The following is a 15,620-nucleotide window of genomic DNA, read 5'->3' as shown; positions in this document are numbered from 1 at the left end:
GTTATCCACCCAGTGAAATTGGCTGCGCCTTAATAAGGAACAGACGTACCACGCTATGGGTTTCATGATGCGTCGTGCTAAATAATTCGCCCAATAGCGGGATATCGCCCAGCAAAGGTATGCCACGTTTCGACTCAATCTGCTTATCCTGGACGAACCCGCCAAGCAGCAGGCTCTGGCCGGGGTTTAACGTGGCCTGAGTGGTGATTTCTGAATTCTGAACCTGGGGCAGCGGCTCAGTTTGGCTGGTGACGCCGGATTGTTGACCATCCTGAATGTTCAGTTGCAGCATGATCTGCTGGATAATGCCGCGTCCCTGACTATCTTCAACAATACGGGGCGTTACCCGCATCAGCGTGCCTGAGGTCACCGACTCCAGCTTGGCGACATTTTCTCCCTCAAGCTTGGTATAAAAGGTGACATTCTTGTCCAGAATCGCCTGTACATTATTTTGGGTTACCACCGAGGGCTGGGAGAGCACTCTGGCCTTCGAGTTTTGCTGCAATGCGCTGACGCGCGCCATAAAGTCCGAGGAATCACTAACCACGCTGCTCATATAGTTACTGCTGTCGCCGCTGATACCTGAATTAAACCCAACGCTGAAACCGCCGCCGCCAACGGTGCCGCCCCAGTCCAGGCCAAGCTGCCTGAGGTTACCGATGTCCACATCAATGATGGCGACGGATATTTCAATCTGATGCTGGCGCTTATCAAGCTGAGCAATGAGTTGCTGGTAAAGTGGAATATCCAGCTCCCTGGCCCGCACAATGACCGCATTCTGGCTGGGATCGGCCGAGAACTGAGTCGTAATGGATTCTCGTGTCTCAATGCCCTTATCGTCCCCAACTGGCAGCGTTTTCCCGCTGCGCATCTGGTTAAGGACCGACACGACGCCAGGCACCACTACCTGCTGTTCCCGATACTGGTAAGTAATATCGGAAGCGGAGGCAAAACGTAGTGGGATCACTCGTAACGCCTCAGTATTGGTGGCGCGAATGCGTGCTTTGCTGTCGACCTCCTGCACCAACTGACTGACCCGCTGAATACAGGCGGGCACCCCCTGAACTTCAAACGCCTGAAAATCGGCGACCTGACGCAGCCGACATCCGGCGTCGGAAAGCACTCCACTCTGGTTCAGGTAACTGCGCAGTGCCTGAGGCTGTAAATATTGTGACGTCACGACGGTGGATGCGACCTCGCGGGCCTTATAGACGTGCAGCGCCTGCCCGTCATACCATGAAACCAGATTAAACAGGCGCTCAAGCCGGGCCAGGCTTTGCTGAGGCCCATCACCATTGATTTCGCCAACGAACACATCGTTCACCAGGTCACTCACAATCACGGGGACATGGTAATTTGCACCCAGATCGCGTAGCAACGCGTTGGCAGGCATCCCGCGAGTATGGATAAAGAACGGCTCCCCCTGCCAGCGCGGCTCCGCGCCATACCCTTGCTGAAGAGGAATAAGGCAGGCAAGTAATAACGCACCAGATAAACGCAGCTTCAACGTCGCCCCCCTTCACGCAGCTTTTGCCGGTTAAGTAACAACATGCAGTCAGCGAGCTTAAGCTGCCAGCGAATGCTTTGCGCCATGTCAGCAGGTATTACCATAAACTGCTGCGCCAGCCACCACTGCTGTGTGTGATAAAGCAGTGCGCATTCCCCCCCCCCTTCTCCACCCGCCAGTTGTTTATTCCAGCACAACAGAGATGAAATACTCTCTTTTGCAACAAAAGGTAGCATTATTGAGAATAGTGCTGGCCCGCCACAGGCCGAATAAAAACGACCACAGTAACCATTGGCTCGCAAATTCCAGTACTGCTTTTCATTACCTTCAATCATCAACTCAGGCATTTCAAATAATGCATTAATCATTTGCCAACTACCCGACAATGAAGAACCATTTGTCGAAACAGTATTTATCATGTTTCACAACCACTCAGCATAAGGTGCTTCACCCATTTCCTTTAACTTTTGAGTCGTCAGTTTCTTTCCGTCAAGCAGGAAAACCCCCCAACCAGCCGCCATCTGGTTATTTTTTTCAAAAAACAAAAATACCTTCTTTTTTTGATAACTCAATCAACAAACTAAAAGTTAAGTTATTCACTCTTACCTGAGTAAATAGTCTTTTAATTAACCTTAAGGATGTTTTCCAAAAATGGTGGCTTATCGACTTACCAAATCGAACTTTTGTAATGAAAGCCCCGTTAGTCGGATTTTTGTAATTGATAAGACGACGATCGTTGCCTTCGCCATTAACAAACTATTAACCAACCATCCCTATCTGAATGTCGTCGGACAATGTACCGATGGACATAATGCATTGATATTATGCAAAAAATCATCACCAAATCTGATAATCATTGATCCCGATCTTTCTGGCATTGATGGCTACGAACTCATTAAACAGCTTCTGCGTTATAACCCCCAGTTAAAATTCATTATTTTCTTCCATGAGAATAGTCAGTTCAGACTGAACGAATATATCACCCTGGGAATTCACGGACTGGTATTAAAACATTCCCCACCTAATACTTTATTTTTGGCTATACAGGCGGTAAGCCGGGGTACAACCTTTATGGATGCCGTGTTAGCACCCGCATCCAGAAAAATGAGCCACGACGCGCTGAAAATGGATTTCATGGCGAATCCATTATCTACGCCAAAACTATCAGCACGAGAAAGGCAAATCCTCACATTAATAACGCAGGGATTAAAAAATAAGGAGATAGCCAATAAATTAGTCATCAGCCCGAAAACGGTAGAAAGTCACCGACTGAATATGATGAAGAAATTAGATGCTCACAATATTGTTGATTTGATTAAGTGGGCCAACCGTTTAAATCTCGCCTAGGGTCGTCTTACCCAAGCGTTAAACATACATCATTGAAATAATTAAATTTAAAAATGGAATAGTGCGATGAAAATAAAAGTCACTCAGACCCGGCAGGTATTCCGTAAGGCCCGGATTGTTGCCTGCCTCCAGCTGCTGCTGCTGCAAACGGCGACTCCCGTTATGCTGGCCTTTACTCCGGCAATGGCAGCCTCTCCCAACCGCCATGAACTCCGCACCATGGCCTCCTTAACGCCTGAGCAGCGCGCGGTAGTCGAATCAAACTATATATCCCGCAATCACTTTAAAATCGGTTATACGCTGACGAATTACGATACCCTCAAACAGGTGGCCCAAAAAAGCCATATTAGCCTGCTTACGTTACGCGAAATTAATCGCATTCAGTATCCGCACGATGCTGATTTTTATCGGCTTAAGGTTGGCGACTGGCTGATGATACCGCGCTGGACCTCACCACAGGAAGCCGAGCAGGCGATGCTTGATTGTTACAATCTGGCCAACCATACCCTGAGCGAAATGAGTGAGGCGGAACTGGCGGCAGCTCTTGCCACACCAGCACCTGCGCTCGCTCATCGGAATGCCGTTGCCGACACGTCTCCTGCAGATAATACACAGCAGCAGGACAAGGAGGTGGCAAAATGGCTAACGCAAACCGGCAACATCGCTAATAGCAGTAACAGCGGCGAAGCGGCAAAGGCGCTGGCGCTAAATAGCGCGACTCAAGCGACCAGCAGTAGCGTTGAAGCGTGGCTTGCGCAGTTTGGTCACGCAAGGATCCAGCTGAACGTTAATGACCAGGGGCATCTTGACGGCAGCAATGCAGATTTGTTACTGCCTCTCTATGATACAGGGAAAAGCCTGATCTTCACCCAGCTTGGCATACACGATAAAGACGATTACACCACGTTCAATATGGGACTGGGCCAGCGCTGGTTCGGCGGCCAGCAAATGCTTGGCTATAACGCCTTCATCGATCAGGAAATGCGCAATAACCACACCCGCCTGGGCCTGGGCACCGAATACTGGCGTGATTACCTTAAGCTGGCCGGTAATGCTTATATTGGCTTAACGGGCTGGAAAGAATCAAAAACGCTGGAAGACTACGAAGAAAAAGCCGCCTCCGGTTTCGATCTTCGCGGTGAAGGTTATCTGCCAGACTGGCCGCAACTCGGAGCAAAACTCAGCTACGAACAATATTTCGGCGATAACGTTGGCCTGTTTGGGAAAGATAAACTGCAAAGCGATCCTTTTGCGGTCACCGCAGGCGTGAACTATACCCCTGTCCCACTGGTTACGGCGGGCCTGGATTATAAGCAAGGCAAAGACGGCGCCAATGACACGCTTTTTAACTTACAATTCAACTACCTGTTCGGGGTGCCATGGCAGCAGCAAATATCCCCGGATGCCGTAGACTCACTCCGAACGCTTAACGGGTCTCGTCTGGAATTTGTTAACCGTAATAACAATATGGTTATGCAATATAAAAAAATGGACGTCATTAAGCTTTCTCTGCCTGCCAGCCTACACGGTAATGCCAGTGCACAGCAGACCCTTATCGCGACGGTAAAAGCAAAGCATGGCTTGTCCCGACTTCAGTGGGATGACGCAAACCTGATTGCAGCGGGCGGAAGCATACAGCAAGTAAATAATATGCAGTATCAGATAACGCTTCCTTCCCGCGCGGGTGATTATTCAATATCGGCCATCGCTTACGACACCCGGGGCAACGCCTCTAATACGGCTTCAACCCTGATTCGCGTTGAGCAGTCGGCAGCGCCGGATGTGACTATCACCAGTCTGACACCGGACATTACCAGCGCCCCCGCGGATGGATCGACGCCTGTCACCTATACGTTAAAAGCGGCCGTTCCAGCTCAAAATACCGACATTAAGCTGAATGAATATACTATTCATTGGAGTAATCGCGGTGCGGGCGATCTCAGCACAGCTGAAACCCCTCTTGATGCGAATGGTCAGGCGCAAGTCAGGTTAACCAGCACGGTGGCAGGGGGAGTCAATCTCACGGCCACGCTAATCAATGCCGGCGGCACAAAGGTAGCCGAGACGACAAGCCAGGCGGCTGAGTTCACCAGCGAATATAATCTGGATACAATCACATCCGACAAAAATTCAGCTAAAGCCGATGGCCTGGATGCCATAGCCTTAATCACAAGAGCCACCAATAATGGCAATGCATTGAACGGTTACAATGTAAAATGGACGTTTGAATATCCTGATGGAACAACTAAAGACGCGACGCTGCAGACCAATAGCGATGGCAATGTCTCCACTTCTATAACCAGTAATCTAGAAGGTCCCGTCAACATTATCGCTGAACTCACCGATGAAACAGGCCATGTGGTAGCCAAAAGAACCGCTAACGTTAGCTTTACCTCAGCAGCTCAGGAAATTGGCTCCATCACATTCTCAGACGCACAGCCACACTACCAATGGACTGACAGAAGTGCTGCGCTCTCCGTTGAGGTAAACGATTCCAGTGGCGCAGCCATTCCTGATGAGCAATTGATCTGGGATATCAGCAACTGCTCTGACTGTTCGTCCCCAGCAGAGACAAAAACGGACAGTAGCGGGAAGCTTGAAGCGACATTGACTCTGGATGGCAATGCCGCAGAAGGTGACCGGACGATAAAAATCTGTAGCGCCACTGACAGCAACAAATGTGCCACAAAGTCGATTACGTTTCTGGCTCCGCCCACAATTAACCAGTATCAAACTCTGGGAACGTCAACTCCTAAAACAGGGAATGAATTTGGTGGGGTGAGGATTAAAGGTGGGGAGATCAAAGTTACCGCAACCGGTAGTACCAGCAATATCGTGCGCTATACCTGGACCAGCAGCTCATCAGAGCTTCCTGTATCGGGTAGCGATAATTGGGAGCACATCATTACCCTGAATGACAATGTAGGGGGAGACGTGACCCTGACGGCAGAGGCCAGCGGCCTGGAAACGCGCTCCACATCCTTCCGTGTCGAGAATTCGGGGCAGTGGTATTACTTACCAGATGGGGCTGTCTTCTACTACGCCAATATCAATGCCAGTGCGGCAGGCTGTCGTTCAGCAACCGCTGTGGATAATGAAAGCGAAATGAAGAGCATCTATAACGTATGGGGCAATTTCTTCAAATATAGTACCGAGCTTAACAGGAAAGATGGTTATGGTGGTTTACCTGTGTGGATAAGCGGTTCTGCAGCAGGCAATACGGCAACACTATTCTATTTTGGTGGCGTTAACGAAGGTACCTCGCATGACAATATAACAATAGCGGACGGTCAGGCTTGGGCAGTATGTAAATAAATCCACATCAGTTAAACACTTATCATCCCCGCCTCTCACAGACGGGGATTTACTTCAGACTGTAATTAATTCTGTGTAAACATTTCTGTATTAAAAGCGATCGTTCAGGCGGCCACCAACTCAGTAATACTCCCAGCCCTTGTTCTGGGTTGGCATATTCTATTTTTTTGAGCCTTTGATTGCCAAATAAGTCACTTCACGTATGGAGTTGTGCGTCGTGAACACCTTATGACTCTTTATCACCTGCCGATTCATGCCTTTAAGCAGCTTGATAACATTTATGGTGTGAATAGCTTTAAGGATATCAGCCAGATAGCTGAAGAATGGGAGTTCCCCGGTACATACGCCAGCTTTCACTGGTTTACGGGTATTTATCATCCCGAACGTCTGCAAACTTATCCAACGCTATCAATGTAGCTTCTTCTGTCGGAGCCTGGCACACACTATTTTCAACCCGTGGGTGACAAGCTTTGTAACCTTTCCATGACACGTATTTCAGGCAATTACGTACCATATAGATGGTGCACCTGCGGGTAAACCATAGGACGCAGCGTATCCAGATTTGCCATTCAGTGACCTGCATCAGAGACTTCAGATATCAGCAAGGACGACAGCACTGTATCGTACACCTCTTTGAACGTGGCGAAGACTCCCGTGGGCCATGCCTCTGGACGCAGTTACTCTACAACAAGGGCATGAGCGGCATCGTCTGCGTGCTACGCAGGTGTGAGCCAGGCAAAAAGTCGAAGGTAGTCGGCTGCAGAAGCGAATAATGGCTAAAAGCAGGTTTCTTTCGTAATGCCGGTCAGTTAAGCATTTTAATGACTATAAAATCATAAGTATGCTTAAAGAAAAAACGAAAAAATCAGGCTTCCAGCCCTGTTTTCCTTCATTTAAAGCCCGAATCCTCGGGCTTTATTCCTTAAGTGGTCGGCATTAGGTTTCTTTCGCGCTGATTTTATCGGCTGAATACTTTTAAATAATCTCTGATACCAGCATCAGCAACCGGTCGAACATTCTCGTACTCTTTCTTGTCCACCGCTTTCATATTATCGACAATTGCTGTGTTTTTCCGACGAACGTGTAACGCATTAATTGCCGTTAATAAACCTCCGACGGCCAGCGCTACTGGTAGCCCAACGGCCAGCGTTTCTACCCCCTTTTCTTTTGTCTCCTTAGCATTATTTTTACTAGCTCCAGCGTTGTCAAGAGCTGTCTGGGCATGCGTTTTTGAGGTTTTGGCCTCTGCAAGCATACTCTTTGCCGCCGTCACAGCCTCATTTCGGGCTTCTGTTACGCCACTTTCATATCCTTCATTGTAATAATCGGTCATATACTCCTCACCGGAGGCGTTCAAACCATTCAGATTAAAATTAGGTGTACTACCATCTGGCATAACACCATAACGCCCGGCTATTTCAGCCATTTTATCCGTATCCCCAGAGCCCTGCGCGTTAAGATAATCGCGCCGGTCCTGATCTATTTGCTCCGTAATAGCCGTATTTCCTGCGGTTACGCCTGCAGTGTCATAATCCGCATTTTCGGCATTTACGACCTCTGTCTGTGCGGCTTCCACATTATTAGTTGCCGTATCCAGATCTTGTTCGGAGGTGTTTATTGCATCATCAGCTTTATCGGCCTGGCTATCTCCGGAGATAATACCGGAAGCTCCAAGCGCGGTGATGAGAGCAGCGATGCCGGCAGTGACGCCAGATAAAGCAATTGCCCATCCATAGCTGCGTTTTCCGTCGTTGGCCAGAGTCTTTGCGGTTACCTCCAAAGTTGCATTCTCAGCAGTCAGCCCTTCGGCTTGGGCTACTTGTTGTTTAACTTGTTCTTCAATGCGTTCTTTTTCCTTATTACCAAGCTTTATTTGGTTCTTCAGATCATTAATCAGACTGCTATACTCGTCCGTACTCTGCTTATCGGCAACAGCCTGTTTGCTCTGTGCAGTATCAAGGGCGTTATGAAGCTTCTTTATCTCGTCTTCCAGGGATTGGATTTTCGTCTGGCGCTTACTCAGTAATTCAGAATGAGCCTGGCAAAACGCTCCCTCGTTAATCTGTACTCCCTGCTCTACGGAATTCCTCTCCTGGTCGGAACCGATGCACATACCGACCAGGGGCGCCATAGACAATTGTTTTCCTGTATTTTCTGACTTAACTCCTCTTACACTAACTAAAACTTTTTCTTCTTCGCCTTTCTTATTTATTGTAACTTGCGTTATCACCTCCTTACCTTCAGGAAGTTTGTCTGAAACAGTGCTAAACAGTGGAGTCTTCTCACGAAGACCGCCAACACTTGGCGACATTACTTTATCGGTTTGCAATCTATCACGGCGCAGAAATTTTGCGGTTGCTTTAATGGCGGCTAACCCCTCTTTATTAATTTCTTTAGCTAAGCGTTTAGCATCGCGGCCTGATTGCGGCTGTTTGCATTCTATAGACTCCGAATGTTTGTATATCCCGATATTACGAGTAAAATCACTTGCAGTTATACTAGACATAACATGTACCTCTTATATTTTACATTTAACTTTCGCTATATAGTCTCAACCAGTTGCGCATTCCCATTTAAAATGCGCCAGCCCCACCCTTGAAAAGGAGAGAAACAAACCTACTCATAAACCCACCTGCTCGATATGCTATACATGCCTGATATGCTATCTGGGATAATCCCCCCACACACACGCTAACCAGGTACATTACCTGATATTGCTTTATGGTGGAGGCGTATATTCAGCTTATATCTATCTTCAGCGCCACCTCTTTTTCCTCTAACGCTCCCCGTATATGCTCTACATTCTGTAGCAGATAGCGGATACTCTCTTCCATCGCCATAGCATCCAATCCGATAGTTTCCAGCGGTCGGCTTAGCATTAAAATATTTTGATGCGGATCGAAGGTAACGTAGGGGCCTTCCACATGGGCGAAGAGCATATTCATACTCAAAATGGTTAATGCCGATTGTTCTGCTCCCTGCGGCGTGATTTTCCCAACCACGGCATTAAGCAGCAGCCTTTCTTCACTGATTTCATTAATCATCACCAAAAAATCACTGCCAATTTGCAGCTGACACGAGCGGCTGATATCGAACCGCAAATGACGGATACCCACATATTCACCGAACAGCAGCAACAGCTCTTCATTCGTCATTTAGTGTTCCTCCGGGTAATCGCTGAACAGCCTGTACCCGACCTCCAGCACTTTCTGGCGAATATTGACCCCGGCGGCCACCAGCGATGCAACCATTTCACCAAGGGCAACCTCATCGCCATAGCGGCAAGCCACGGAGTCCAGCAGGGTAATAAGCTGGCTGGAAGGGGAATAACCAAGCCTGGGGCCGTTTAATACCGCCATCCCCAGATTGGCCGTTAACAACTCCATTGCAAGAGGCGATGGCTGCGTGTCGTCCACTCGCCCAATGGCCAGAGAGATAATCAGCTCATCCTGTGGCCCGTCTTCATTCCAGATAAGCGTCAGCAATAGTTCAGGTGCAGCAGAGGGAATAATCCATGCGTGATCCTCTTCTCTGGTTAATTCTGAATTAAGCGCAACGGATATTTGTTGCAGAATGGAATCAATGACTGGATTCATAACTTTTGTCCTTTATTTATAATGCCAGTACTTAAATCAAGCGTTCAAAATAATTATGGCGTCGTAAGTCCCGGTCTGACAAGGCTACGCCGACGGCGGAATCCAGGGGGGATCAAATATCCCCCTTAATAAATAATTAAGGGGAATTACCCTCTATTTTTTAACGGCCAGAAACAGAGAATAATGTAGATTCTAAATCTGAAAAGGAAAGACTAATGGATCCAAATCATTCATATCAGAGCATCGAGCGCCCATCTTCTCATTGTATCGTTGACGTAGAAAGCCCGGAAAATACGGGTCTCTCCTCTGGGGATTTAAACAGCAAGCGGGTAGCACGAGACCTGCAGCAGGGTCAGTACAACAGGCCCCCTATAAATACCGGAGGGCTGCTTGCCAGCTCGCTCGTAGCAGGAGGCGTTATGGGCGCGGGAGGATTCGTTCTTTCCCGTTACGTGGGCGACTGGACGCCGCTGATCTACAACGGCATAAACGGTGCCGTCTGCGGATGTTACGCGGGTGCACAGCTGGCAGAATATGTAACCGGAGAAGAGTCGAAGGTAGCCCTCGGCGCCGGGAGTGGATTAATGGCGGGAGCTAAGCTCGGTATCGTTATCAATCTGATCCCTATTGCAGTGAATAGTGGTAGCACAACCATAGCGATTGTATCCGGGTTGTCAGGTGCGATTAACGGGGCGTTTACCGGGGCGGCGGCCTATTGTCACCGTCAAATTTCCCGTTATTCCGGCTCCAGAAGTTCCTCCGATGCCTTAGAACAGCCCTGATGAATTCTTAGTAATGGATACGCCCCCAACTGACACGCAACATAAAGCAGGATCCACGGCACCAGCGGCGGCGTATAGCTTAACCACCAGCACCCTTCGCTGTCCTGCCCCACATGGATCCCATAATGCGCGCAAAACGCCTGTGATAACACCGATCGTCTCCTCGTTTGCTATCGCTGATTTTTAAACATGGAGGACTTTCCGGTCGTCAGACCGGAAAGACAAGGGCACTGATTCAGTCGGGTTCGCGTGTTGATAAATAGGTCCTGACGACAGGGAAATAGCCTTTCGTTTTTTCTCTATTTATTAGGTATTGCCGTGTTACTCCTTATTTTTGCCATTACGGGGCTCTGCATTGGCAGCTTTATTAATGTTGTAATTTATCGTCTGCCCATTATGCTGCTTCGCGAACAGCAGCCGGAACGCTTTGCCGAACTCCCTGCAGATTTCTCTCTGGCCCGACCGCGTTCACACTGCCCTTACTGCCGCTGTGCACTGGGTCCACTACAGTTGATCCCGGTAGTCAGTTGGCTGTGGCTGCGCGGACGCTGCCCACACTGTAAAGTGGGCATTGCGCTGCGCTATCCGCTGGTCGAATTACTGCATGGTGGACTTTTTACGCTGATTGCCTGGCAGTGGCCTTCGCCGGTGACGACGCTGGCACTTTGCCTTTTTGCCAGCCTGCTGCTTGCCCTGGCAGTGATTGATTACCAGCATATGCTGCTGCCGGATGCTCTGACACTCCCCCTGGTGTGGAGCGGACTGCTGCTTAATGCCACGCCCTTTGGACTGGTGAGCCTCCATTCAGCCCTCTACGGCGCGGTATCAGGTTATCTTTCGCTCTGGATGCTCCAGATATTGTACCGTTGGTTGAAAAAACAGGAAGGAATGGGCGGAGGCGATCTGAAGCTGTTTGCGGCGCTAGGCGCCTGGCTGGGAGTCGAGAGTGTTAATGGCGTTGCGTTGATTGCTTCGTTGTTGATGCTGGTGGCTTTTTTAGCCATCTCTAATCCGAAAAAAAACAGGCTACTGCCATTTGGCCCGGCGCTAATCGCTGGCGCGGGTATCTGGCTAATGAGTCTGACACCAGCTCTACAGCCTCTGTTTACCGGCTGGCTTTATACACTGACGCCTTCTTTTACATTAATAACGCCCTTGCCATAACGTAAGCTACCGGATTCCATCCGTTAATTGGGATAAATATTAATTTTAAAAGAAGTTGCTTAAAGATATATACCCTGACGCCAGGACAGGGCCAGGGTAATAATAACTAATCTAAATATTGGACAAGCTTAAAAGAACTCTCACTACAAATTAGTACAACTTTATGGCCTACGGTGTTAGAACCAACCATTACCATCCGCCCCTGCGTAGTTAAGTCATTAGTATTGCAACCAATCATTCTTTTCGCTATAAGGCCTGCATCATTCGCGATTGTATCAGCTGAAGAATGGCTCCAGTAATAATCGGTATGAATAAAGGGTATTTTAAGGTAGTTTGGCGTGGCTTCTGAAAACATACCAATGCTGTTACGCAATCTGCCCCCAGGGTCCTTCGATGTTGAGGTACTGGTTTCGTATGAACGAGATATCATTTGATCACCAATAATCGTCTCCCCCTGAATAGTACCATCCGCAGTCACATTTTTTGTCGTGATGCTATCGCTTTTAATCGTCGTTGTATTGCGACCATCGGTAACAGAAATTTGGTTATCAGCGACTGATGTCTTATTGCTTCCTTTCGCAAGGTATAGCTCGTCACTGGATAAAGAACCGGTAGCGCCAGAATTATTGAAGGTCAACGTTTTATCACTTAGTGATGCAGTATAATTGGTATCAAGATCGTTAAAAACTAGCTGCTGGCCGTCGAGTACAGCGTTGCCTTTATCGCTTTCTGCAATAATGCTGCTACTTTTAGTCATGGTTAAATCAGTATTCATCTGATTCCATTCTGGATGACCGTCGAATTTATCCCTGCGAAGGAAAGATTCAGCACTAACGATATCTTTCCCTGAGACATAGCTCACCGATGCCAGATGCCCTTTCATTATCTCCTGCCCGCCTAAACTCCATCCCTGCTGATTTCCCGTAATGGTATTGGTCGTCGTGGCATAGCCGGCATCACTACCCGCCATGCCAGCTATTTTCTTCATATTCTCGGTAGCGATCACCGATCCATTTTCGGTAATAATCCGTAACTGTAGCAACTCGCTATTTTTAGCATCCGGCTGGATACTGATTGTGTATCTCTGCCCATAGCTGTTGACCTTTGAAAATCCCTCTTCCAGATATTTGTTATCAATCAAATCCGCAATCGAAAGGGTAGTTTCTCCCGCACTTTTTAGCGTGGCATAATTATCTTTTGCATACCATTTTACGGCCTGAGCCAGCTTCTGCAGATTGGCCGCAGCAGTCTGATTCAGGTTGTTATCTGCATTTTTCTTCATATAAGCCGAGCCTGCGGAGATGGCGGCTACCATCACCATCAGCACCACAATCATTTCCAGTATTGTAAAACCAGACTGTTTTCTTTTCATTTTTATACTTCCTGCGCGTATTAATAGATGGGAAAATGACCTTCCCTGCGCATCATTGTATCTTCAGAATCAAAACACCAGCGTACTTTACAACATAAATTGTTTATATCGAAAAGAAACTAGCATTTGCTTCAGGAGAATGCATTTTGGCATCTAAATTTAATCAGTATTGGACAGGGTTTGGTTTATTCATAACAAGTTACGCTGATATAGATTATTGCATTTCAGGCCCATTGCTATTTCTAACCACCTCCCATCCCAGCATAGGATACAGGGATGAGGGGCATTAACCGAAATTTATATTTCAAACAAGCTCTGTAATGGACTACCCCTCACTACTATCATAAATATGATTTCCATCTATTGAAGTTGCCTTTGTTTTCTGAACATCCACAGTATCATTGCCGACCCAATAATCAGCTGCCACAGGATAGCCATAATCTTTCAATAAAGAAGTTAATGTTCGGGGAACGGAAATTATTTTTGCAGCATCGTCCAAAGAAATCGACGTACCACCAACAGCCGTACAAGCAGCAAACGATACCTGCGTTGTGTCATAAAGCCACTTTTCTCTGCTTTCATCTTTACCATCAGCTTCATTGCCCAGCAAAGGGCGACCAATTCTAACACCAATAATTGTTATACTGTCGCTCATATGGCCCCACATTTGCGCTTTATCTGTGTCAGCACTTGTTTTGACAGTAAAAATCACATCCGTTTCAGCATTAATTTCCTGAGCAGAGAACTTCAATAGAGTTTTAACGCCAATTCCGCCAGGCTGAGTTATCGTCCTTCTGCTCTGCATTCGCCACCGTTATCCATGCCTCCGTTTCCCGCAGTGGCCTCTCAACTGCGGCATTACCGCAGCGGTGCCGTGGTGCATCAGTATTACGATCACCGCACGCAGCAGCACAAACGCCAGAAAATCAGCCAGGAGGAGATGCTGCAGCGTTACGTCAGCCATATCCCGGCGCGGCATTTTAAAATGGTGCGGTACTATGATTTTTTGGCCAATCGCAAACGGGGTTCGCTGCTGCCGAAGGTGTATAACGCGTTGGAGATGACGGTAAGGGGAAAACCGAAACGGCCAGGTTTCGCGGTGCTGAGGAAAGGCTTCCAGGGCACAGCTCCGTACCAGCGCATCCTCTGCAAAGGCTGGCTGCATTTTGCCGGCGCAGTGGCAGGTGAGTACGCCACCAAACTATTGTCTGACAGGCTGCATCGGACAGCGAAAAAACGATGGCTTCAGACCCATATCTGGATCAGTGCGCCTGAAAAATGGGTTTTAGATTAAAAATGCGCTAAAGTTATTGTTTTTACATATAACCTTACGCTGTACCCCTCACCCAGCGATGTGTCATCCGCTACGGTTCATGATTTAGGAAACTCAAAAGGAGGCGATTGAGTTTCCTAATCATCAAGAATGAAATGAGCGGACACCCTTTTCTTGTTATACTTCAGTCTCGTGCGACGCGTACAAATAAAATTATTAGCTTACTTCAAGACCTCAGTAAAACGTCATCAATTCAGAGGCCTTAGAAAAGGCCTCGTTATTGAACAAGATAATTACAACAGCTTAAAATGAAAAATGTCAGAGGGCCCTTATGCATGTTACATGGAGTGGGGTGCTATCCATCACCCAGGAATGAGTACCTTGCCCCAAACCCGCAATAATATGTGATCCCGTATCGTGTAGTTCTGAAGCCCAGTAATTCGCGTGTGCGAAGCCCGCTCCGTCGTAGTAACTCATATCTCCCCATTCACTCCAAAGGGCATTCGGCCCCCTGTACGAAAGACTAAGCTGCTCAACTGAGGGCAATTTATAGTCTGCATTGCCGCGGCAATATGCGTCAGCATCAGACCAGTTCAATAAAGTTTCGCCGTTATTTATATACCAAAATTTCAAACTGAAACTCCAGGTTATTTTTTCTCCGGAGCCGTTCTTTGGCGTACCAATAATAGTCACCTTGTCTGAGTTTCCGTTTTCTGTAAATGTGACTACTCCTCCATTCCCTACCGATACCCAAGATGTATCCGACGTCCACGCGAAATCTGATGCACTACCATTTTCCAGTTCAAGAGAAAATTTCGCACCTTTAAAGCCTGTAGAGGGAAAACCGTCATCTTTTTTGAAACTATATCCGTTGACATTAAACCCTTTCACAACAATAGCCTTAATGACATAGGCCGCCGACTCGGACTGATCTTTCCAGCCGTTCAGCTTCAGGGCTGCCTTCAGTCCCGTACCCGCCACGGTCGCCGTATAAGCCGCATTGTATGTTCCGTCACCGTTGTCCTTCCAGCTACCGTCCTTCTGTTCTGCATTCGCCACCGTTACCGTCTCTGCGGTCAGGGCAGAGGCCGCTCCGCTCACCGCGTTACCCGCCGCATCCTTCAGCATTACCGTTATCTGCATGGTGCCGCCGGAGATATAAGCAGCGTTGTCGGTAGTAATGAGGGAAGTTTCCTGTGCCGGTTGGGAAGAGGTGATAGCGTAGGCCGCCGACTCGGACTGACCTTTCCAGCCGTTCAGCTTC

12 protein-coding genes and 2 pseudogenes are annotated in these 15,620 nt (G+C 48.0%); 6 read left to right on the top strand and 8 right to left on the bottom strand.

What is annotated here, in order from left to right; translation table 11 throughout:
• Position 1: 1 nt before the first annotated feature.
• Together MUA00_RS01550 and MUA00_RS01545 are read right to left on the bottom strand one after the other, a co-directional pair.
• Positions 2-1,507, bottom strand: a complete 1,506-nt coding sequence (locus MUA00_RS01550) for an EscC/YscC/HrcC family type III secretion system outer membrane ring protein (protein WP_271121379.1) — start codon at positions 1,505-1,507, stop codon at positions 2-4.
• Positions 1,504-1,926: a hypothetical protein gene (locus MUA00_RS01545; protein WP_271121378.1), complete on the bottom strand. Its 423-nt coding sequence runs from the start codon at positions 1,924-1,926 to the stop codon at positions 1,504-1,506. The genes MUA00_RS01550 and MUA00_RS01545 overlap by 4 nt, the downstream gene beginning before the upstream one ends.
• A 232-nt stretch (positions 1,927-2,158) precedes the next feature.
• Here MUA00_RS01545 and MUA00_RS01540 point away from each other — a divergent pair, with 232 nt between their 5' ends.
• The 3 genes from MUA00_RS01540 to MUA00_RS01530 all read left to right on the top strand — a co-directional run bounded on the left by MUA00_RS01540 (position 2,159) and on the right by MUA00_RS01530 (position 6,586).
• Positions 2,159-2,854 (top strand): LuxR C-terminal-related transcriptional regulator, encoded by a 696-nt coding sequence (locus MUA00_RS01540; protein WP_271121377.1) that lies wholly within the window; start codon positions 2,159-2,161, stop codon positions 2,852-2,854.
• 66 nt (positions 2,855-2,920) lie between these two features.
• A complete protein-coding gene (locus MUA00_RS01535) occupies positions 2,921-6,169 on the top strand; it encodes an inverse autotransporter beta domain-containing protein (RefSeq protein ID WP_271121376.1) in 3,249 nt (1,082 codons plus the stop codon).
• A gap of 228 nt (positions 6,170-6,397) precedes the next feature.
• A complete protein-coding gene (locus MUA00_RS01530) occupies positions 6,398-6,586 on the top strand; it encodes a hypothetical protein (protein ID WP_271121375.1) in 189 nt (62 codons plus the stop codon).
• Between the two features lie 541 nt (positions 6,587-7,127).
• Here MUA00_RS01530 and MUA00_RS01525 read toward each other — a convergent pair.
• The 3 genes from MUA00_RS01525 to MUA00_RS01515 form a co-directional block, all read right to left on the bottom strand.
• Positions 7,128-8,675, bottom strand: coding sequence for a hypothetical protein (locus tag MUA00_RS01525; RefSeq protein ID WP_271121374.1), 1,548 nt, complete (start codon positions 8,673-8,675; stop codon positions 7,128-7,130).
• A 232-nt stretch (positions 8,676-8,907) separates the two neighbouring features.
• The gene (locus MUA00_RS01520) at positions 8,908-9,324 is read right to left on the bottom strand and encodes a CesT family type III secretion system chaperone (protein WP_271121373.1); all 417 of its coding nucleotides are present in this window, start codon (positions 9,322-9,324) and stop codon (positions 8,908-8,910) included.
• Positions 9,325-9,765, bottom strand: coding sequence for a type III secretion system chaperone (locus tag MUA00_RS01515; protein WP_271121372.1), 441 nt, complete (start codon positions 9,763-9,765; stop codon positions 9,325-9,327).
• Positions 9,766-9,980: 215 nt separating this feature from the next.
• Here MUA00_RS01515 and MUA00_RS01510 point away from each other — a divergent pair, with 215 nt between their 5' ends.
• The gene (locus MUA00_RS01510) at positions 9,981-10,547 is read left to right on the top strand and encodes a hypothetical protein (protein ID WP_271121371.1); all 567 of its coding nucleotides are present in this window, start codon (positions 9,981-9,983) and stop codon (positions 10,545-10,547) included.
• 318 nt (positions 10,548-10,865) lie between these two features.
• Positions 10,866-11,711: a prepilin peptidase gene (locus MUA00_RS01505; protein WP_271121370.1), complete on the top strand. Its 846-nt coding sequence runs from the start codon at positions 10,866-10,868 to the stop codon at positions 11,709-11,711.
• A 106-nt stretch (positions 11,712-11,817) separates the two neighbouring features.
• Here the strand turns inward: MUA00_RS01505 and pilV are convergent, their stop codons facing one another.
• Positions 11,818-13,083 (bottom strand): shufflon system plasmid conjugative transfer pilus tip adhesin PilV, encoded by a 1,266-nt coding sequence (gene pilV, locus MUA00_RS01500; protein ID WP_271121369.1) that lies wholly within the window; start codon positions 13,081-13,083, stop codon positions 11,818-11,820.
• A 325-nt stretch (positions 13,084-13,408) separates the two neighbouring features.
• Complete coding sequence (locus MUA00_RS01495) at positions 13,409-13,888, bottom strand: adhesion domain-containing protein (protein WP_271121368.1); 480 nt, start codon at positions 13,886-13,888, stop codon at positions 13,409-13,411.
• 27 nt (positions 13,889-13,915) lie between these two features.
• On the opposite strand from MUA00_RS01495, the pseudogene MUA00_RS01490 reads away from it, so the two are divergent.
• Positions 13,916-14,358 (top strand): annotated as a pseudogene (locus MUA00_RS01490) (transposase); the annotation flags it as partial.
• Between the two features lie 316 nt (positions 14,359-14,674).
• On the opposite strand, the pseudogene MUA00_RS01485 reads toward MUA00_RS01490, so the two are convergent.
• Positions 14,675-15,620 (bottom strand): annotated as a pseudogene (locus MUA00_RS01485) (Ig-like domain-containing protein); the annotation flags it as partial.

The sequence above is a fragment of the Dryocola boscaweniae genome (assembly GCF_025215095.1).
Classification (GTDB): Bacteria; Pseudomonadota; Gammaproteobacteria; order Enterobacterales; family Enterobacteriaceae; genus Dryocola; species Dryocola boscaweniae.
The sequence above is the reverse complement of the archived record's forward strand: the minus strand, read 5'-3'. Positions and strand labels throughout refer to the sequence as shown.